This window comes from Micromonospora parathelypteridis (assembly GCF_014201145.1).
GTDB classification, from domain to species: domain Bacteria; phylum Actinomycetota; class Actinomycetes; order Mycobacteriales; family Micromonosporaceae; genus Micromonospora; species Micromonospora parathelypteridis.
The window spans coordinates 2339466-2358598 of the sequence record NZ_JACHDP010000001.1; the positions used below are offsets into that span (position 1 = coordinate 2339466).

At 70.7% G+C, this 19133-nt stretch carries 14 protein-coding genes and 1 pseudogene; 5 read left to right on the top strand and 10 right to left on the bottom strand.

All coding sequences use genetic code 11. From position 1 onward, the window contains the following. Nucleotides 1-8 precede the first annotated feature (8 nt). The 5 genes from HNR20_RS10230 to HNR20_RS10250 form a co-directional block, all read right to left on the bottom strand. Entirely contained in the window at nt 9-977 is a 969-nt protein-coding gene (locus HNR20_RS10230) for an ABC transporter permease (RefSeq protein ID WP_184178544.1), read from the bottom strand. Further along, complete coding sequence (locus tag HNR20_RS10235) at nt 970-1896, bottom strand: ABC transporter permease (RefSeq protein WP_184178546.1); 927 nt, start codon at nt 1894-1896, stop codon at nt 970-972. Before HNR20_RS10235 ends, HNR20_RS10230 begins: the two co-directional genes overlap by 8 nt. Before the next feature lie 148 nt (nt 1897-2044). Further along, complete coding sequence (locus HNR20_RS10240) at nt 2045-3682, bottom strand: peptide ABC transporter substrate-binding protein (RefSeq protein ID WP_184178548.1); 1638 nt, start codon at nt 3680-3682, stop codon at nt 2045-2047. Between the two features lie 593 nt (nt 3683-4275). Next, the gene (locus tag HNR20_RS10245; protein ID WP_030337843.1) at nt 4276-4962 is read right to left on the bottom strand and encodes a response regulator; all 687 of its coding nucleotides are present in this window, start codon (nt 4960-4962) and stop codon (nt 4276-4278) included. 2 nt (nt 4963-4964) lie between these two features. After that, nucleotides 4965-6230, bottom strand: coding sequence for an ATP-binding protein (locus tag HNR20_RS10250; protein ID WP_184178551.1), 1266 nt, complete (start codon nt 6228-6230; stop codon nt 4965-4967). A gap of 154 nt (nt 6231-6384) precedes the next feature. On the opposite strand from HNR20_RS10250, the gene HNR20_RS10255 reads away from it, so the two are divergent. The 3 genes and pseudogenes from HNR20_RS10255 (at nt 6385) to HNR20_RS10265 (ending at nt 10242) form a co-directional block, all read left to right on the top strand. Next, nucleotides 6385-8205, top strand: a complete 1821-nt coding sequence (locus HNR20_RS10255; RefSeq protein ID WP_184178553.1) for a PspC domain-containing protein — start codon at nt 6385-6387, stop codon at nt 8203-8205. Further along, nucleotides 8202-8435 (top strand): annotated as a pseudogene (locus HNR20_RS32655) (hypothetical protein); the annotation flags it as partial. The gene HNR20_RS10255 and the pseudogene HNR20_RS32655, both read left to right, overlap by 4 nt. Nucleotides 8436-8988: 553 nt before the next feature. Then, nucleotides 8989-10242 carry a phosphatidylserine decarboxylase gene (locus tag HNR20_RS10265; RefSeq protein ID WP_184178555.1) on the top strand — a complete coding sequence of 418 codons (1254 nt, stop codon included), beginning with the start codon at nt 8989-8991 and terminating at the stop codon, nt 10240-10242. 59 nt (nt 10243-10301) lie between these two features. Here HNR20_RS10265 and HNR20_RS10270 read toward each other — a convergent pair whose 3' ends face one another. The 3 genes from HNR20_RS10270 to HNR20_RS10280 form a co-directional block, all read right to left on the bottom strand. Beyond that, nucleotides 10302-11240, bottom strand: coding sequence for a CDP-alcohol phosphatidyltransferase family protein (locus HNR20_RS10270; RefSeq protein ID WP_184178557.1), 939 nt, complete (start codon nt 11238-11240; stop codon nt 10302-10304). A gap of 345 nt (nt 11241-11585) precedes the next feature. Further along, a complete protein-coding gene (locus HNR20_RS10275) occupies nt 11586-12551 on the bottom strand; it encodes an NUDIX domain-containing protein (RefSeq protein ID WP_184178559.1) in 966 nt (321 codons plus the stop codon). Between the two features lie 439 nt (nt 12552-12990). Further along, entirely contained in the window at nt 12991-13941 is a 951-nt protein-coding gene (locus HNR20_RS10280; RefSeq protein WP_184178561.1) for an NUDIX hydrolase, read from the bottom strand. 143 nt (nt 13942-14084) lie between these two features. Here HNR20_RS10280 and HNR20_RS10285 point away from each other — a divergent pair, with 143 nt between their 5' ends. Beyond that, complete coding sequence (locus HNR20_RS10285; protein WP_184178563.1) at nt 14085-14453, top strand: PspC domain-containing protein; 369 nt, start codon at nt 14085-14087, stop codon at nt 14451-14453. A gap of 7 nt (nt 14454-14460) precedes the next feature. Here the strand turns inward: HNR20_RS10285 and guaA are convergent, their stop codons facing one another. Further along, on the bottom strand, nt 14461-16017 hold the full coding sequence (gene guaA, locus HNR20_RS10290; protein ID WP_184178565.1) for a glutamine-hydrolyzing GMP synthase: 1557 nt from the start codon (nt 16015-16017) through the stop codon (nt 14461-14463). A gap of 149 nt (nt 16018-16166) precedes the next feature. Next, entirely contained in the window at nt 16167-17864 is a 1698-nt protein-coding gene (locus HNR20_RS10295) for an FAD-dependent oxidoreductase (protein WP_184178567.1), read from the bottom strand. Between the two features lie 145 nt (nt 17865-18009). Here HNR20_RS10295 and HNR20_RS10300 point away from each other — a divergent pair, with 145 nt between their 5' ends. Further along, nucleotides 18010-19128, top strand: coding sequence for an LCP family protein (locus HNR20_RS10300; RefSeq protein WP_184178569.1), 1119 nt, complete (start codon nt 18010-18012; stop codon nt 19126-19128). Nucleotides 19129-19133: the final 5 nt, after the last annotated feature.

Below are 19133 nucleotides of genomic sequence, written 5' to 3' on the forward strand. Positions count from 1 at the left end.
GATATCCCCTAGCGGAGTTTCGGATCGAGGGCCTCGCGGACCGCCTCACCGAGCATCACGAAGCTCAGCACTGCGGTGACGAGGAACGCGGCGGGGAAGAAGACCAGCCCTGGCGCGACCCGGATGAAGTCCTTACCGCCGCTGATCATGATGCCCCAAGACACCACCGGCGACTTCAGGCCGACGCCCAGGAACGACAGGGTGGCCTCGGCGCCGATGAACGAGCCGACCATGATCGTGCCGTAGACCAGCAGCGGGGCCAGGCAGTTCGGCAGCAGGTGCTTCAGGATGATCCGGCCGGTGCCGGCGCCCAGGGCGCGGGCCGCGACGATGTAGTCGGCCTCCTTGGTGGCGAGCACCGAGGAACGCATCAACCGCATGACGACCGGCCAGCTCAGCACGATCAGCGAGACGATCACCAGGCCCATGATCTGGGCCTTGCTGTTGCCGGAGCCCGAACCGTTGAACGTGGTCAGGATGACGATCGCGCCGAGCACGAAGGGCAGACCGAAGAAGACGTCGGCGATCCGGCTCAGCAGACCGTCGACCCAGCCGCCGCGGTAGCCGGCGATGATGCCCATCGCTCCGCCGACGAGCAGGGTGCCGATCACGGAGAGCACGGCGACGATGATGGACGCCCGCGCACCGTAGATGGTCCGGGCGTAGACATCGCGGCCCTGCACGTCGTAGCCGAACCAACCATCGGCGGACGGCTTCTTGAGGCTGTTCGTCAGCGATCCATTGACGGCGTCGCCGGGCGCGAACAGCGCCGGGAAGGCCGCCATCAGGAGGAAGATCACGATCAGCGTGACCGAGATCCAGAACAGCGGCTTGCGCCGCAGGTCCCGCCAAGCGTCACCGAGCAGGCCACGCGGCTTGTCGTTGCTCTGCGGCTGGCCCGCGGTGGCGGGGGCGGCGGATTCGGTCGGCTGTGCGCCAGGGGTGCTGACGATCGATGCGGTACTTGGGTCACTCATAACGAATCCTCGGGTCCAAGGCGGCGTAAAGCAGGTCAACCAGCAGGTTCATCACGAGATAGACCAGCACTAGGACGACCACGATGCCCACCACGGTGGCGCTTTCCTTGGTCACGATCGCGCGATACACCGAGCGGCCGATACCGTTGATGCCGAAGATCCCCTCGGTGACGATCGCGCCGCCCATCAGTGCGCCGAGGTCGGTGCCGAGCAGGGTCACCACGGGGATGAGCGAGTTGCGCAGCAGGTGAACGCCTACCACCCGGCGCATCGGCAGGCCCTTGGCGATGGCAGTCCGTACGTAGTCCGCGCGACGGTTCTCCGCGATGCTCGTACGTGCCACCCGGGCTATGTACGCCACTGACGCGCTGCCGAGCACGAAGCCCGGCACGATCAGCTCGGACCACCGCATCTCGGAGGAGACGGTCGGCTTGACGATGTGCCACTGCACGCCCAGCAGCCACTGGAGCACGAAGCCGACCACGAAGACCGGCAGCGCGATCAGGAAGAGGGTGGAGACCAGGACCAGGTTGTCCAGGAAGCCGTTGCGCCGCAGACCGGTCAGCACGCCGGCGCCGAGGCCGATCACGGCCTCGATGGCGAGCGCCACCAGGGCCAGCTTCAGCGTGTTCGGGTACGCGGTCGCGATGATGTCGCTGATCTCTTGCTGCGAGAAGGTCTGACCGAAGTCACCCTGGAGCAGGTTCTTCATGTAGTTGGCGTACTGCACGAAGACGTTCTGGTCCAGGTGGTACTTCTCGGTCATGAAGGCGATGTACTGGTCCGGGCAGCGACGCTCGCCGCACTTTCCTGCGAACGGATCGCCGGGAACAGCCCAGACGAGCCAGTAGATCAGGAACGTCGTACCGATGAAGACCGGCACGAGTTGCAGCAGCCGTCTCAACAGATAACGGCCCATGGGGTGGTCCTCCAGACAGGGGGCGCGTCGGAAGGCCGACACGGTGGTGACAACGTGCGAGTGGAGTGTTGTAACACCCTCTCGCGGAACGGCCCCGGGTCGGGCTCACCGGATATGGCGAGCCCGACCCGGGGTCAGACCGTTCGGATCAGAGCTCGACCGAGGTGATGTCGATCTCGCCGACGTTGTTCAGCTCGAGCTTCTTGATCTTCTCCGAGTGGCCAGACTGCTGACCGTAGAAGTAGATCGGGATGCTCGGGACGTCCTGGTCGACCTTCTCGACGGCCTTGGCGAACGCCTCGTGCGAGGCCTCCAGGCTCGGCGCGGCGCTGGCCTCCTTGGCCAGGGCGTCGACCTCCTTGTTGCTGTACAGACCGTCGTTCGAGGAGCCACCCGTGACGTAGAGCGGGTTGATCCAGTTCTCGACGTCCGGGTAGTCCTGCTGCCAGGCAGCGCGGTACGGGCCGGTCATCTTGTGGGCGTTGACGTTCTGGCGGAAGACCGCGAACGTCGGCACACCCTCGGCCCGAGCGTTGATGCCGAGGTTGGTCTTGATCTGCTGCGCAACGGCGTCCATCCAGTCACCGTGGCTGGAGTCAGCGTTGTAGTAGAAGACCATCTCACCGGTGAAGCCGCCGGCCTCGGCCAGCAGCGTCTTGGCCGTGGCCGGGTCGAACTTGCAGGCGGTGCAGTTACCCGGCTTGGCGCCCGGGGTCAGCGGGTTCGCCCAACTGTCGGCCGGCTTGCGGGTGCCGAAGAAGATCTTGTCCGAGATCTCCTGCCGGTTGATCGCCAGCGAGACGGCGCGACGCAGCTTCGCGTTCTGGAAGCGCTTGTCGTAGAACGGGAACGCGATCAGCGCGGTCGACGGCGTGACGGTCGACAGGCCCCGCTCACCGAGGTCGGTCTTCCACTTGTCACCGGCGAGCGCCGAGGTGGGGACAACCTCCATGAAGTCGAGGTTGTTCGCCAGCAGGTCGGCGTAGGCGGCCGTCTCGTCCTGGTACAGCTTGACGTCAACGTCCTTGATCTTCATCTTGTCGCGCAGGTTGTAGTCGTCGAAGCGCGTCAGCTTGATGAGGACGTTGTCGCTCCACGACACGAACTTCACCGGGCCGTTGCCGATCGGCTTCTTGCCGAACTCCTCGGGCTTCATGGTGAAGAAGGCGTCCGGCAGCGGCATGAAGGCGCTGTAGCCGAGCTTGGTCGGGAAGACCGCGGTCGGCGCCGCCAGGGTGACCTCGAAGGTCTGGTCGTCGACGACCTTCAGGCCGGACAGCTTCTCAGCGGTCGGGGCCGGGGCCTTCTGCGGACCGTCCGGGCCATCCGGGTCAGACGTGTAGGTCTGGTCGAAGCCCGCGATGTCGGCGAAGAAGGTGCCGTTCTGCGCGCCGTTCGGCGAGTAGGCAGCCCAGTTCCAGGCGTCGACGAAGTTCTTCGCCTTCACCTCGGTACCGTCGTGGAACTTGGTACCCTTCTTGATCTTGATCGTGAAGACCTTGGAGTCCGTGGTGTTGATGGACTCCGCCAGCGCGTTGCGCGGGGCCCCACCGTCGTTCGGGTACTCGACCAGGCCGGTCCACAGCCAGTCGATGACCTTGCCACCGCCGGTCTCCGTGGTGTTCGACGGAACCAGCGGGTTCTCCGGCTGGACACCGTGGACAACGATCGCGCCGTCCGCGCCGGCGGCAGCATCGCCGTCGCCACCGCTCGAGCAACCGCTCGCGACAAGCGCGGCAGCCGCGCTGAGCGCGATAGCGCTCGTCGCCCGCTTCGAGACTCTCATTCCGAGGGGCCTCCTCTTTCTAACCAGGTTCCGTCGTGGGTTTCACGCACGTTTGGGGGTGACACCGCCCGACCACCCCGGGGCGCGGGTCGCCGGGACCACAGGGAAGTTGGGGACACCCCTGATGTTCCGATCCGCCGGGCTCCCCCGCCAACGAGGCGCGACACGACGCAGAGGGCACGGCCACGAACCGTCGTAATCGACGAGGACGTGGTCATGGGCCGTGCGGAGTGCCACACACCGATGGTGAGGTGCTGCCACTGTGACACCCACTGGCCGCTTCCGTGAAGGTGCCGTTATCAAGCCGTTAGTTGCCCGCCACGTTGCCGATACTTGAAAAATGATCATAAAACGGTCGGTGCGGGCAGCTCTGACCAGGAAATACCCGGGATCACCCGAGCAGCCAGGCTGCGCCCGGACTCAAGCACGGTGCGCCGCCCAGGGCCCTCGCCTGCCCGATAGGACGTCCGTCACCGCTCGCGTTTTCACCCATCCGGACGAGGTCGACTACGGCTCTACGGGCACGATCACCGGCCGGGTGGCCGAGTGCGCGGAGATCACCTATCTGATCCCTCGGCCGGCGCAACGCCACGTCAGACGAGCCGGCGATCCGCCGCCCAGCGGGAAAGCTCGTAACGGTTGGACATCTGAAGCTTGCGCAGCACGTTCGACACGTGCGTCTCCACCGTCTTGATGGAGATGAACAGCTCCTTGGCGATCTCCTTGTACGCGTACCCCCGGGCCAGCAGCCGCAGCACCTCCCGCTCACGGTTGGTGAGCTGGTCCAGCTCGGGGTCGGCCACCGGAGCGTCCGGTCGGGCTGCGAAGGCGTCCAACACGAACCCGGCCAGCCGGGGGCTGAACACCGCGTCCCCGTCCGCCACCCGGCGGATCGCCGCGGCAAGCTCGTCCGGGGAGATGGTCTTGGTGACGTAACCCCGAGCACCGGCACGGATCAACCCGATGACGTCCTCCGCCGCGTCGGAGACGCTCAGCGCCAGGAACTTGACCTGCGGGTGGGTACGCCGCATCGCCTCCAGCACCGCGCGTCCGCCGCCGTCGGGCATGTGCACGTCGAGCAGCACCACGTCCGGTCCGACAGCGGCGATCCGGGTGACCGCCTCGGCCACCGTGCTCGCCTCGCCCACCACCTCGACGTGGGCGCCCAGCTCCGCGCGCACCCCGGCCCGGAACATGGCGTGATCGTCCACCAGGAACACCCGCAGCCGCTCGGGGCGGGCATCCGCCGGGTCGAGGTGCTCGGTCGACTGCTCGGCCATGGTCATCTGTTCCTCTCCGCTGCGGACGAGTCCCGGGAGATCGGCAGGATCAACCGGACCTCGGTCCCCTCCCCCGGGCCGGACCGGATTTCGGCCCGTCCGCCGTGCCGCTTCATCCGCCCGATGATCGAGCCGCGTACGCCGTGCCGGTGGTCCTCCACGGTATCCGGATCGAAGCCCTTCCCCCGGTCCCGGACGAAGACGCTGACCTGATCGGGCTCCACCTCGGCGTAGAGCGACACGGTCAGCACGCCAGCGTGGCGGGCCGCGTTCACCAGCGCCTCCCGCGCGGCCGCGACCAGCGCCCCCACCTTCTCGTCGGTCTCCCGGTCCCCCACGACCACGGCCTCCACCGTGATGGCGTAGGTGTCCTCGACCTCGGCGGCGGCCTGTTCCAAGGCGGCGGCGAAACGTTCGCTCGGCGACGCCGTGGGCTTGTAGAGCCAGTTGCGCAGGGACCGTTCCTGCCCTCGGGCCAGCCGCTGCACCATCTTGACGTCGCCGGCGTTGCGCTGGATCAGTGCCAACGTGTGCAGCACCTGGTCGTGCACCATCGCGGCCAACTCGGCCCGCTCCTGCTCGCGGATGCGCCCCTCGCGCTCCGAGCGGAGCTGGCTGTACGTCCTCCAGAGCACTGGCGCGGCGACCACGCCAACCCCCGCCAGCCCGACCAGCGCGAAGATCACGCCGTTGATCACCGCGTCGAAGTTCTGCGCGGGCGAGTAGACGGCCGCGACGCCGATGATGCCGACCGCGACCAACACTCCTCCGCCGATGAAGCGGAGCACGAACGCGCGCCGGTCACTCTCCTCGACGACCGCGCCGAGCCAGGGCACCGGCATCGCCTCGCCCCACTGCCGCCGGCGCTCCGGCGCGGACTGGTGCCAGATGACCCCGGCGCCGACCGCGATGATGGCCACCAACCAACCGGCGGTGCCGGCCGCACCCACCGAGTCGAAGACCATCACCTGGATCAACAGGACACCGAGCCCGATCCCGACGAACGGCAGGAGTTGGGCGACGTCGCGTCGGGGCGGCACCGCGGTGTCACCGGGCCGCAACGGCACCACCGCCCAGAAGGCCGCGTAGAGCAGCAGGCCGAGCCCGCTCAGGCCGAGCAGCACCATGAACGCGACGCGCACCCGCAGCACCGAAATGCCGAGATGGTCGGCGATACCGGCAGCGACGCCGGCGGCCATCCGGTGCTCGGGTGCGCGATACAGGCGCGGGGGCGGAGTCACGGTGCTGATCGGAGGCTCCCTGGTCATGGTGGCGGGTGGTCGAGGTCGGTGATTCGATCGTCACACGCTGCGGCGTCCACGACCACGGGGACGCCCCCGACATTCCGGCCGCCGTATCTCAGGGTGGGGTCAGGGTCGGGTCCTGAGGTCGCTCGGGTTCACCTGGCAGCAGGATCGAAGCATGACCGAGGAAGCTGCCCCGCCACCCCGCCCGGGGTCGGCACAGCCGGGCGGTTCGACACCGCCCCCGCCTGCCGCGACGCCCGCCCAATGGACCGAGCCCAGCACGTTTGGTCCGCCCACCGGCTCCGGCCCAACCGCCGACAGCGCACCCGCCGCCGGCTACGGGCCGCCCGTCGCCGGCCATCCGGGCCAGGGCTTCGCGGCCGGCACCGGCTACGGCGCCGGCGGGGCCGGAGGCACGCCACCCGGACAGGGTGGTCCCGGTCCGTCCGTGCCGCCACCGCCGCTGGGCGGCGCTGGTTTCACCTCGCGGTACGGGCTGGTCCGACCGCGTGAGGGGCGGTATCTGGCCGGGGTCTGCGCCGCGATCGGACGAGCCACCAACACCGATCCGGTCCTCTGGCGGGTGCTGCTCGCGGTGCTCGGGTTCTTCGGGGGGATCGGCATCCTGGTGTACGTCGCCGCCTGGTTGATCATTCCGAATGAGGGCGACACCGCGTCCCCGATCGAGTCCATGCTCGGCCGCGGTCGCTCCAGCATGTCGCCGGTGACGGTGATCGTGCTGGGCATCCTGGTCGCGGCCAGCTTCGGCTACATCGTCACCGACGCCTTCCGCGCGGTGCTGCTCGGCGCGGCCATCCTGGTCGCCGGCGCGCTGCTGCTCAACCGGGACAGCCGGAACAACCCACCGGCAGGCCCCCCGGGTGGACCGGCACCGTCCGCCCCGTCCGGCACCCCGCCCGGACCGGTACCGCCGGTGGCCTGGCCCGCACCGTCGTACGGCACGGTCCCATCGACCGCCCCGCTGCCGACGGTCGGCGGAGATCCGGCGTACGCCACCGCGACGACGGGGGCGGCGCCCACCGTCACCACCCCGGCGTACGACGTGCAGCCGGCCGCCGTGCCGCAACCGCCCGCCACGGCGCAGCCAGTGTCCGCAATGGGCTCGGTATCCGGGCAACCGGCTGGCCCGACGACTGTCGGGGCCGGCTGGCCGGCACCCACCACGGGCTGGCCGAGCACCGACACGCCCAGCGCCGGCTGGCCGTCGGCGCCGGTGACCGGTCCACCCGCTGCCCCGTCCGGCTATCCGACCGCCGCCCCGCCGTCCGGATACCGTCCCCCGTTCGCGCCGCACGGCCCGTACGCTTCGCCAGCCCCGGCCGCGTCCCCGCCGCCGAAGCCACCGAAGCCGCCGAAGCGCCCCCGGGAGCGTTCGCCGCTCGGCGCGGTGACCTTCTCGCTGATCTTCCTGGTCCTCGGTGTGGTCGCCCTGCTCGACCTGCTGGACGTCTTCTCCATCAGCGCCTCGGCGTACTTCGCGGCCGCGTTGGCCACGATCGGGCTGGGGCTGCTGGTCGGCACCTGGTTCGGGCGGGCCCGCTGGCTCATCGCGCTCGGCCTGGTGACCGCGGCGGCGCTGGGCACGGCGACGGTCGCCGAGTCCTACGACCGGATCCGGGGGGTCGACGGCGCGGTGACCTGGGCACCGACGGACTACCGCGACCTCGCCGACCGGTACGAGAACAGCTTCGGTGACGCCGTGCTCGACCTGCGGGGGATCGACTTCGCGAAGCGGGACAGCCAGGTGACGGTTGCGATCAACTTCGGTAAGGCGACCGTGGTCGTCCCGCCGAACGTGGACGTCACCACGGTGGCCGACGTCAACGCTGGTGACGCCATCATCTTCGGCAACCGTTCCGGTGGGCTGGACGGCCGCCTGCAGGAGAGCACCGACCTCGGCGTCGACGGTGCCGGCGGCGGGCAGCTACGCCTCTACATCCACGTCAATGCTGGCAACCTGGAGGTGACCCGGTGAAGGCTCACCGCACGGATCTGGTGTCGTTCGCCTTCGGGCTCGTGTTCCTGGCGCTGTCCGCCTGGTGGCTGCTCGGCCAGATACTCGGGCTCGCGCTACCCGCGGTCGGCTGGTTCCTGGCCAGCGCACTGATCCTGATCGGCGTCTTCGGACTGGTCGGCGCGCTGCGCTCCGGTCGGTCGGGCCGGCCCGAGCAGACCGCCGAGGCCGGTGCCACCGAGGCCGTCACACCGGTCTCCGGTGCGTCCGCGCCGGTCTCCGGTGCCGCCGCGTTGACCTCCGGCGCTGCGCTGCCGGCCTGGGAAGCCCAACAGTCCACCTGGGACGCTCCCCTGCCGGGATCGACACCGGAGACGTCGACCACCGAGGTACGAGCGCCGGAGGCACCGACCACCGACGTGATCCACCCGGCCTGGTTGGCTCACCCACCGTCGGAGCCGCAGACCAACCCGGTCCCCGCCCAGCCCGACAACGAGACCGACGAGCCGACGGTCGGAATCCTCGACCGAGCAACCCCGGTGGAGGGGAATGAGCCGACCCGGCCCGACCGTCCGGTCGACGCGGTCGACGACGAACCGGGCAACGAGCGGGAGGGTCGACGCGGGGAGGCCTGACGTCGGTCACCCGCCGGGCGTCGGCCTACTCGACCGCCACGGCGGTGCGGATGGCGCGTACGGGCGCATATGCTGGCCGGTGGAGATCTCGCCTCCGCCGGCCGGCCCGTCCCGCCATGGCGGTCCCGCCGCGATTCCCGTCTCTACCCCCGTCAGGAGCCCGCCCGACATGACCCAGTCCCCCGCCGTGCGTACCACCGGTCGGTCCGGTCCGGTCCGCATCGGCGAGCGAGCCGCCCGTACCCTCATCTCCGAGCTGGCCCGGATCAACGACCCCAAGGCCGCCCTGCTGGTCGGGGTGGGTCCGGAGTCCGCGGTGCTGGCCGCGGCGATCGAGGCGCTGCTCCCCGGTGACCGGCTCACCGTGGTGCCCGCCGAGCCGTTCGGCGCTGCCGCGCTCCGCGAGCACGTCACCGCCCAGGGCCGCTGGGTCGCCGACCGGGTGGGCGTCGTCGACTCACTGGCCGAGGCCGAGGCCGCCGGGGTCGTCATCGCCGGCGAGGTGTTCAGCGGCACCGCCGAGGAGACCCGCAGCGGCATCGAGGGTCTGGCGAAATACCTGTCCGACGGTGCGGTGCTGAGCGTGGCGACCATCGCCACGCCCGGCCGGACCACCGGCGCCGCCGCCGAGCTGGCTCGGCAGGACGCCCTCTACGGCGTCGGCGCCGACCTGGTGCTCCGCAACAACCCGCCGGTACGGGTCTACCGACTGCGCTTCACCCCGGCCAGCCCCGCCTCGGCCGACAGGTTGACCCCCCCGCACCGGCCGTCGAGCGTGCCGCTGACCCGCGGCATGCACATCGACTCCAACGGCGTGGCCGCCGCCGGCATCGCGCTGGGCCTCGCGGCACTGACCCGGGTGGCGCGTCCCTCGTCCAAGCTCTGGCTACTGCCAGCGCTGGCCGCCGGACCGGTCGCCGCGTTCTTCCGCGATCCGGAGCGGGACGTGCCGGAAGACCCGACCGCCGTCGTCGCCAGCGCGGACGGGAAGGTCCTGTCGGTGCAGCGACTGCACGACGAGCGTTTCGGCGACGGCGAGTGGCTGCGGGTCGCGGTCTTCCTCTCGGTGCTGGACGTGCACGTCAACCGTGCCCCGGTCGCCGGCAAGGTGGTGGACTACTTCGTCGCCGATGGCGGCTTCGTCAACGCCATGAAGCCGGACGCCGAGCACAACGTGGCGGCGTACACCGTCCTGGACACCGCTCGTGGCACCGTGGTGGTCGCGCAGCGTACCGGGCTGATCGCCCGCCGGATCGTCCAGCGCGCGCCGATCGGCGCGCTGCTGGCCAAGGGCGAGCGCTTCGGGTTGATCCGGTTCGGCTCACGGACCGACGTCTACCTCCCGGCCGAGGCCGCGGACCCGCTGGTCGGGCCGGGCGACAAGGTGGTCGGCGGGTCCACGGTCATCGCCCGCTGGCGCTGACCCACCAACGCGGAACGGGGCGCCGCTGTCCGCGGCGCCCCGTTCTCAACTGCTGAAAATCAGGCGGTACGACGCTGCCGCAGCCAGAGCACCGGCCCACTGACCAGGTAGCCCACCACGATCAGGGCGAACGTGAGCCGGATGTCGACCAGCGCGCCGACCACCGGGGCCAACCAGAGCCACGGCGGCAGCTTCACCAGACGGGCGAGCTTGGCGTACGGGAAGCTCGAGACCATCGCGAAGGCGAGCAGCGCGACCCCGGCGACCAGCACGGCGCCGGGCACGGGCAGGCCGATCGCCACGGTCACGGCGAGCACCGCAGCCGCCATGGTGGTGGGCACACCGCAGAAGAAGCGGCCGTCCTTCGGCGAGACGTTGAAGCGGGCCAGTCGAATCGCGGCACACGCCGCGACCAGGGCGCACGCCACCGCCGCGGCGGCCGTGGACACGGAGCCAGCGAGCGAGGCGTAGACCACGACCGGCGCGGCGAGGCCGAACGAGCACATGTCGGCCAGCGAATCCATCTGCGCGCCGAACGGGCTGGCCACGCCGAGCCGGCGGGCCAGTGCGCCGTCCAGACCGTCGAAGCCGACGCAGGCGATCAGGCAGAGCGCGGCGATCCGCACCTCGCCCTGCATGGCCAGGAAGATGGCCAGCATGCCGAGCATCAGGCTGGCGATCGTGCAGGCGTTGACCAGGCCGAACTTCATCCGGCGGGCGAGGGTGCGCTCGCCGGGGAGCAGCGGAATCGATCGCGCCGAAGCCTCGTCGGCATGCGCCATCGGCGGCATCGCCGGGCTGATCGGCATGACCGCCTCGATCTCTGCCCGGCCGACGCCCAGTGTCGGTCGGCTGAGCCGGTCCAGACCGTAGCGACGGCGCTGCCGGTCGGCGTACCGACGCTCGGGCGGGGCCACGTCGGTCGCGTGCAGGTCACCGTCACGACGACCGACCCGGACCAACAGCACCTGGCGGGCGAACGTGCTGCTGCGGCGCAACCTGCCCGCCCAGCGACGCCCTGCGGGGCGCGGACTGTCAGTAGTACGACGCCGGCGCCATGGGGCTCTCGGCACGTTTCCTCCATCACCGGATCGGCTGGCCGCCGTGGGGCGGGTGTCCGGCTGTCTCGTGCCGGACCCTGCGTGGCCCGGCAGCCGTTTTGCGGAGTACACCATCGCATAGGGGAACGTGGCTTGGCGATAGCTGCCGGCGGTACTGGTAACTGGTTTAAACCGCTCGAACCGCTCGCTTATTCCCATCCCGGGCCTCATCGCCCGTTTCCTCCATCATTCCCGCCTTTGACTGTACCGGAGGGTCACCATCTCGGCTCACCGAGCCGCGTGCTATCTGCCACTCTGTCCGATTGCCAAGGCAGCGATGTCGCTCAACGGCAGGTCAACAGCTTGGGCACGGGTGAACCAGCCGGCCCGCGCCGTCGAACCTCCGGCGGATTCGGTGACCACCGCATCAGTAGGTACGTCCACCAGCACCCGATAGATCACCCGTACGCCATGCCAGTCCAACGGTCGACCCTCCGGGCCGAACGCGGCGGGATTGTGCAGATTGTCCACCCCGAGAAGCTCCACCACCCGGCCCAGTTGACCACCCTCCTCGACCAACTCTCGGAGCAACCCAGATGTCGGCTGCTCGCCGTGATCGGTGCCACCGCCGGGTAGATGCCACTGCCCAGCACCGGGATAGCCAGCCGCGATCTGCGTGAGCAGGATCCGCCCGGCCGGGTCGGTGACCAGCCCGTACGCCCCGAAGCGCAGCCTGCGATCGGGATCCGCCGGAGCGAACGGCTCACGCGACCGGTGCGTTCCGGGCGGCAGCGGGGTGACCGGCAGTCCGAGCGCCTCCGCGCTGAACGGCGCCAACGGCAACCGCGCCGCCTCGGGCAGGGTGAGCCATCGAGCCTGGCCCCCCGAGCCACCCCCGCCGTCACCCGGCGCGCCGTCACCCGATGCGCCTTCGCGCATCGCGCCGTCACCCGACGCGCCGTCGCGCATTGCGCCTTCGCGCGCGCTGAGCTCGAACAGCAGCCGGTCGGTGTGCAGCGCGACGTCGTCCTCCGGACAGGTGGTCACGTCGGCTAGCACTGCCCGGAGCGGACCGACGGTCACAGTCAGCCCGGTCTGCCCGGCGATCTCCCGGACCACGGCGCGCTCCGGGTGCTCGGCGTGCGCGACCGCACCACCTGGCAGCCGCCAAATCCCCGGGAACTCACCCTCAACCCCGTCCCGGACCACCAGGACCCGGCCCGAATCCCACAAGATCCCATAAGCCCCGACGCGCCGCACAAGCTCCATCCCGGCCCACTCCGCTTCCCCCGTCGAACTGCCCGTCGATCATGAAGTTATCGCCGTCCATCTCGGCGTGTCCTGACAATAACTTCATGATCAACGCGGAGCTGGGGCGGTGGGGCCGGGTTGGGCTTGGTTGGCGCCAGGTGGGGGTGTATCTAGTGGTGATCGACTCCGTTTCGCCGATGTCGCGGTATCCCTGCGGTGGGTTACCGCAATGCCGGTGATACGGAGTGGATCATCGCTCGCGCCGCTCTTCCCCGGGCTTACGGCCGGTTGCGCCCCTTGGCGGGGCGCCGCACGGGCCATCAAGACGCACAACTGCCCCGCCCGCACACCGACATCCCAACGCACGACCGCCCGCACGCACGCCCGCACGCACGACCGCCCGCACGCACGACCGCCCGCACGCACGGCCACCCCGAACGACCCGGAGCGGGCGGGGTCAGGTGAGTTGGGCGGCTTGGACTGCTTCGGCGGTCACCTCGGTGAGGTGGTGGGTGGGGAGAGCGCCCAGCTCCTCGCGGGCGAACCAGCGGGCTTCGCAGGTGGAACCGCCCACGTCGGCCACGGTCAGCGGGTTGGGCTGGTCGACCACGACCCGGTAGAAGGCGCGGACCCCGTGCCAGTCGATCGGGTAGCCCTCTGGGCCGAGCGAGGCGGCGTCGCGGTGACTGGCCACCCCGAGCAGCTCGACGAGGCGACCGGCCTGGCCGGTCTCCTCGATCAGCTCCCGGATCAGCGCGGCGCCGGGCTGCTCGCCGTAGTCGGTGCCGCCGCCGGGCAGGTGCCAGCAGCCGGCGCCCGGGTAGCCGTCGGAGATCCGGGTGAGCAGCACGCGACCGGCCGGGTCGGTGCACACCGCGTACGCGGCGAATCGCTGCGCGCGGTGCAGCCCGTCGGGGCCGGGCACCGCGTAGAACGAGGGAAATTCGGGTGCCTCGTCGGGCACCACGTCGGCCGAGGAGGCGGGCAGCCCGAGGGCACGTGCGGTGAACGAGCGCAGGGGCAGCTCGCGCGCCTCGTCGAGGGTGTACCAGCGGGCCAGGTCGGTGGGGCGCTCGCCGACCCGGTCGGCCAGCGTGCCGCCGCGCACCGCCACCCGGTAGATCAACCGGTCGGTGTGGATGGTGATGCCGCGCTCCGGCAGTGCCCGCATGTCGGCGAGCACGTCGGCCAGGCCGGAGACGGCGACCGAGAGGCCGGTTTCGGCGGCGGTTTCGCGGACCACCGTGTGGTTCGGGTCCTCGCCGTGATCGACCGCCCCGCCGGGCAGGGACCACGTGCCGGGGGTGCCGGAGCGCTCCGACGCGCGGACCAGCAAGACTCGGCCTTTTGAATCAGCACAAACTGCGTATGCCGCGATCCTGCGGAGCGGCTCCAGCAAGGTGGTCACGAAAGCAAATTCTCCCCGGGCCGGGTTACCGGAACGGAAAAGAGTCGGATTCCTGACTGTTTGACCCCGCTCAGGGATTGGTCAGGGTAAGGATCCGGGCGGTCACCGAGGGCAGGCCGGGCACCGGCGCGGACTGTGGAGACATGACATCCACCACCGCTCCCCACGCCCCGTACCGGCAGCTCCGGCGACCCACCACCGACCGCATGGTGGCGGGGGTCGCCAGCGGCATCGGCCGTTACTTCGCCATCGATCCCACCCTGATCCGGGTGATCTTCGCGGTCACCGGTCTGCTCACCGGCGGGCTCGCGCTGTTCGCGTACCCGATCATGTGGTTCCTCATGCCGGAGGAGCCCACCGGCGCGCCGGCCTGGCCGCACACGGCGGGCGTCGCGCCGCAGGCAGGCCCGCCGCCCACCGCCGGGCCCGCGCCCGGCGGGCCGGAGCCGGGGTACGCCCCGACGCCGCCCTACCCGCCGACGACCCCGTCCAGCACTCCGCCGGCTGCCTGAGCCGGGCTCACTCCCACTCGATGGTGCCCGGCGGCTTGCTGGTCACGTCCAGCACCACGCGGTTCACCTCGGCCACCTCGTTGGTGATCCGGGTGGAGATCCGGGCAACGATCTCGTAGGGCAGGCGTGACCAGTCAGCCGTCATCGCGTCCTCGCTGGAGACCGGGCGCAGCACCACGGGGTGACCGTAGCTGCGCCCGTCTCCCTGTACGCCGACGCTGCGCACGTCGGCGAGCAGCACCACCGGGAACTGCCACACGCCCCGGTCGAGGCCGGCGGCGGTCAACTCCTCGCGGGCGATCAGGTCGGCCTCGCGGAGCAGGTCGAGGCGCTGCTGGTCGACCGCGCCGATGATCCGGATGGCCAGGCCGGGGCCCGGGAACGGGTGCCGCCAGACCATCGCCTCGGGCAGGCCGAGCTGCAGGCCGAGCGCGCGGACCTCGTCCTTGAAGAGCGTGCGCAGCGGCTCGACCAGCGCGAACTTCAGGTCCTCCGGCAGGCCGCCGACGTTGTGGTGGCTCTTGATGTTGGCGGTGCCGGTGCCGCCGCCGGACTCGACCACGTCCGGGTAGAGGGTGCCCTGGACCAGGAACTCCACGTCGCCGTGTGCGGCGACCTCGCGGGCCGCTGCCTCGAAGACCCGGATGAACTCCCGACCAATGATCTTGCGCTTCTGCTCCGGGTCGGTCACCCCGGCCAGCGCGCCGAGGAACCGGTCGGCCGCGTCGACCACCTTCAGCTTGATGCCGGTGGCGGCCACGTAGTCCTTCTCCACCTGCTCGGCCTCGCCGGCACGCAGCAGGCCATGGTCGACGAAGACGCAGGTGAGCTGGTCACCGACCGCCTTGTGCACCAGCGCGGCGGCGACCGCGGAGTCCACCCCGCCGGACAGGCCGCAGATGACCTCCTTGTCGCCGACCTGGGCGCGGATCCGGGCAACCTGCTCGTCGATGATGTTCTCGGGCGTCCAGGTCGGCTCGATGCCGGCGATGTCGTAGAGGAAGCGGGTCAGCATCTCCTGACCGTGCGCGGTGTGCCCGACCTCCGGGTGGAACTGCACGCCGGCCCGGCGTCCGGCCAGGTCCTCGAATGCCGCCACCGGCGCGCCCGCCGACTCGGCGGTCACCGTGAAGCCCTCGGGCGCCTCGGTGACGGCGTCGCCGTGGCTCATCCAGACCGGCAGGTCCGCCGGCAGGTCGCGCAGCAGCACGCCGGGGTCGAGGAGGCGGGGGCGCAGCGGCGTGCCGCCGTACTCACGGTTACCGGTCCTCGCGACCGTGCCGCCCAGCGCCTGGGCCATCGCCTGGAAGCCGTAGCAGATGCCGAAGACCGGCACGTCGGCCGTGAACAGGCCCGCGTCGATCTGCGGCGCGTCCGGCGCGTAGACGCTGGACGGGCCGCCGGAGAGGATGATCGCGGCGGGGTTCTTCGCCAGCATCTCGGCGATCGGCATCGAGTGCGGCACGATCTCGGAGTAGACCTTCGCCTCGCGAACCCGGCGCGCGATGAGCTGGGCGTACTGGGCTCCGAAGTCCACCACGAGGACGGGGCGAGGCAGGCTCATGTGCACAAAGCCTACCGAGTGTCACGGCCAGCCCCGGCACCGGCTCGCCGCTCAACCCCCTCCCCTCGCGATCTTGCACTTACTGTCCCGCCAAAAGCCACATTCGCCGCCTAACGACGACCGCAACTGCAAGATCGGCGCAGGGGAGGTCAGGGACGCAGCGCGCCCGGGGCGTTCGGGGGCACCGCCGGGTGGTGCGGGGGTACGGGTGCCAGGCGGCGGTACGGGTCGCCGAGCGGCGGGCGGGGGTCCTTTTCGCCTCTGTTGGGCCAGAAGGACATTGCTCGTTCCGCCTGCGCGGTGATCGTCAAGGACGGATTCACGCCCAGGTTGGCCGAGACCGCCGCGCCGTCGACCACGTGCAGCCCCGGGTGCCCGTACACCCGGTGCCAGGGGTCGATCACCCCGTCGGCCGGGGTGGCGCCGATCACCGCCCCGCCCAGGATGTGCGCGGTTATCGGGATGTCGAACGGTTCGGTGACCGAGCCGCCGGGAGTGCCGCCGATCTCGTCGGCGAGCAGGCGGACCGCCGTGTTGCCGGCCGGGATCCAGGTCGGGCTCGGCGTGCCGTGGCCCGGGCCGGTGACCAGCCTGCGGCCGAACGCGCCGCGCCGCCACCGGGTGGTCAGCGAGTTGTCCACCGACTGCATCACCAGGGCGATCACCGTCCGTTCCGACCAGCCGCGCACCGACAGCATCCGGGCGGTCAGCCCCGGCTGCCGCACGATGCTGCCCAACCAGCGCCGCATCCGGTGCGGGCCGCCGTCGACCAGCAGGGATTGGAGCAGCCCCATCGCGTTGGAGCCCCGCCCGTAGCGGACCGGCTCGACGTGGGTCTGCGGGTCGGGGTGGAACGAGCTGGTGATGGCCACCCCCTCGGTGTAGTCCAACCCCTCGGAGCGGGCTCGTTGGCGCGGCACCGAGGCGCCCAGGATCGCCTCCGAGTTGGTGCGGGTCAGCTCGCCGAGGCGCGGCGAGAGTCCGGGTAGCACGTCGCCGGCCTTCATCTCGTGCAGCAGCCGTTGGGTACCGAGCGCCCCGGCCGCGAAGACCACCTGGTCGGCGTGGATGACCTGCCGACCCTTGCGCAGCCAGGCGCCGGTGCGCTCGGTGTGCACCTCGTACCCGCCGCCGTCGGCGGGCCGGACGGCGGTCACCGTGGTCAACGGACGGACCGTGACCCCGAGCCGTTCCGCGAGCCAGAGGTAGTTCTTGACCAGCGTGTTCTTCGCCCCGTGCCGGCAGCCGGTCATGCACGAGCCGCAGTGCAGGCAGCCGGTGCGCTCCGGGCCGGCACCACCGAAGTACGGGTCGGCGACCCGCTGGCCGGGACGGCCGATGTGCACGCCCACCGGGGTCGCGTGGAAGGTGTGCCCCACCCCCATCCGCTCGGCCACCGCCCGCATGGCGCGGTCCGCGCCGGTGTCCAGGGGGTACGTGGTGACGCCGAGCATCCGCTTCGCCTGGTCGTAGTGGCGGGCAAGCTCGTCCCGCCAGTCGGTGATGTCCCGCCACTGCGGGTCGGCGTAGTAGGCCGGCAGCGGTTCGTAGAGGGTGTTCGCGTAGACCAGGGAGCCGCCGCCCACCCCGGCGCCGGAGAGCACCAGCACCCCGGTGCCCGAACGCCGGTCGGCCGGGCGGAGCAGGGTGAGCCGCTGAATGCCGTAGCAGCCCAGCTTCGGTGCCCAGAGGAACCGGCGGGCCCTCCAGGAGGTCTGCGGGAACTCGTCGTCGGCGAAGCGCCGGCCAGCTTCCAGCACGGCGACCGAGTAGCCCTTCTCGGCCAGCCGGAGCGCGGTGACGCTGCCGCCGAAGCCAGACCCGATGACGACCACGTCGTACCGCATGGACGCATCATTACTCGCGAGTAGCGCTCGCGCCAGCGACAGTTTTTGCGCGATCATGCACCGGCCTACCGACCCGACGCCTTCCGGCCGCAACCCGGGGCACCCGTCGGAGCGTTGTTCACCAGACGGGTGGAAGGAATCCAAGATGATCCTCGGGTCGATGGCACCGCGCCGGCGGTGGCTGCTGCTGGGCCTGGTGGCCCTCGCCGCCGTCGCGTTGATCGCGGGCGGCGCGGTGGTGATCACCCGACTGACCGGCGACAGCAAGCCCGGCGGAACCCCGGTCGCCGGCTCACCGACCCCGTCACCGATCAGCACGCCCACCCCGAGCCCGAGCGGCCCACCGCCGGGCGCGGACATCACCGGCCCGCTCAACCTGCTGCTGGTCGGTGTGGACACCCGGGTCAGCGTGCCCGGGTGGGAGCCGCACGCCGACGCCGTCCTGGTGCTGCACGTACCCAAGGGGTTGGGTCAGGCGTACCTCTTCTCCCTCCCCCGCGACCTGCTGGTGGACATCCCGGCGTTCCCGAAGGCTGGCTACAAGGGCGGCAAGACCAAGCTCACGCACGCGATGAGCTTCGGCAGCCGGGTGCCGGGCAAACCCAAACAACCAAGCACGGCCCAGGGGTACGAGCTGTTGCGCAGCACGGTCAGCGGATACACCGGGCTGCGCATCGACGCCGGCGCGGTGCTCACGTTCAACGGGTTCGACAAGTTGGTCGACAGCCTCGGCGGGGTGGACATCTACGTCGACCAGCGGGTCGCCTCGCTGCACCGCCGGCCGGACGGCAAGTATCGGGAGAGCGCGCCGGGCGGGTACACCGGGCCGCAGCAGGTCTACGAGAAGGGCAACCAGCACCTCAACGGCTGGCAGGCGCTGGACTACGCGCGGCAGCGCTACATCACCGGCGGCGACTACGCCCGGCAGCGTCACCAGCAGCAGCTGATCCGGGCGCTGACCCGCAAGATCCTGGACGAGGGCCTGGCCCGGCAACCGGAGCGGGTCGACCAGGTGGTCGCGGCACTGGGCGACACTCTCGTCTACGCGGGTGGGCCCCGGATCGTCGACGTGGCGTACGCCCTGGGTGGGGTGCCGGAGAACCGCTTCACGCTGGTCGGCCTGCCCGGCTCCGGTGTCGGCAAGGGCAGCGCCTACCGCGGCGAACAGCTGACCACCGACGGCCGGAAGTTCATCACCGAACTCCGCGCCGGCCGCGCGGATGCCTACCTGGCAGCCCACCCCACCCTGGTGGTCAAGAACTGACAGTG

Excerpts from the sequence above, each read along its gene's own strand:
- HNR20_RS10230 (WP_184178544.1), bottom strand. The coding sequence starts at position 977 with ATGAGTGACCCAAGTACCGCATCGATCGTCAGCACCCCTGGCGCACAG.
- HNR20_RS10235 (WP_184178546.1), bottom strand. The coding sequence starts at position 1,896 with ATGGGCCGTTATCTGTTGAGACGGCTGCTGCAACTCGTGCCGGTCTTC.
- HNR20_RS10240 (WP_184178548.1), bottom strand. The coding sequence starts at position 3,682 with ATGAGAGTCTCGAAGCGGGCGACGAGCGCTATCGCGCTCAGCGCGGCT.
- HNR20_RS10245 (WP_030337843.1), bottom strand. The coding sequence starts at position 4,962 with ATGGCCGAGCAGTCGACCGAGCACCTCGACCCGGCGGATGCCCGCCCC.
- HNR20_RS10250 (WP_184178551.1), bottom strand. The coding sequence starts at position 6,230 with ATGACCAGGGAGCCTCCGATCAGCACCGTGACTCCGCCCCCGCGCCTG.
- HNR20_RS10255 (WP_184178553.1), top strand. The coding sequence starts at position 6,385 with ATGACCGAGGAAGCTGCCCCGCCACCCCGCCCGGGGTCGGCACAGCCG.
- HNR20_RS10265 (WP_184178555.1), top strand. The coding sequence starts at position 8,989 with ATGACCCAGTCCCCCGCCGTGCGTACCACCGGTCGGTCCGGTCCGGTC.
- HNR20_RS10275 (WP_184178559.1), bottom strand. The coding sequence starts at position 12,551 with ATGGAGCTTGTGCGGCGCGTCGGGGCTTATGGGATCTTGTGGGATTCG.
- HNR20_RS10285 (WP_184178563.1), top strand. The coding sequence starts at position 14,085 with ATGACATCCACCACCGCTCCCCACGCCCCGTACCGGCAGCTCCGGCGA.
- guaA (WP_184178565.1), bottom strand. The coding sequence starts at position 16,017 with ATGAGCCTGCCTCGCCCCGTCCTCGTGGTGGACTTCGGAGCCCAGTAC.
- HNR20_RS10295 (WP_184178567.1), bottom strand. The coding sequence starts at position 17,864 with ATGCGGTACGACGTGGTCGTCATCGGGTCTGGCTTCGGCGGCAGCGTC.
- HNR20_RS10300 (WP_184178569.1), top strand. The coding sequence starts at position 18,010 with ATGATCCTCGGGTCGATGGCACCGCGCCGGCGGTGGCTGCTGCTGGGC.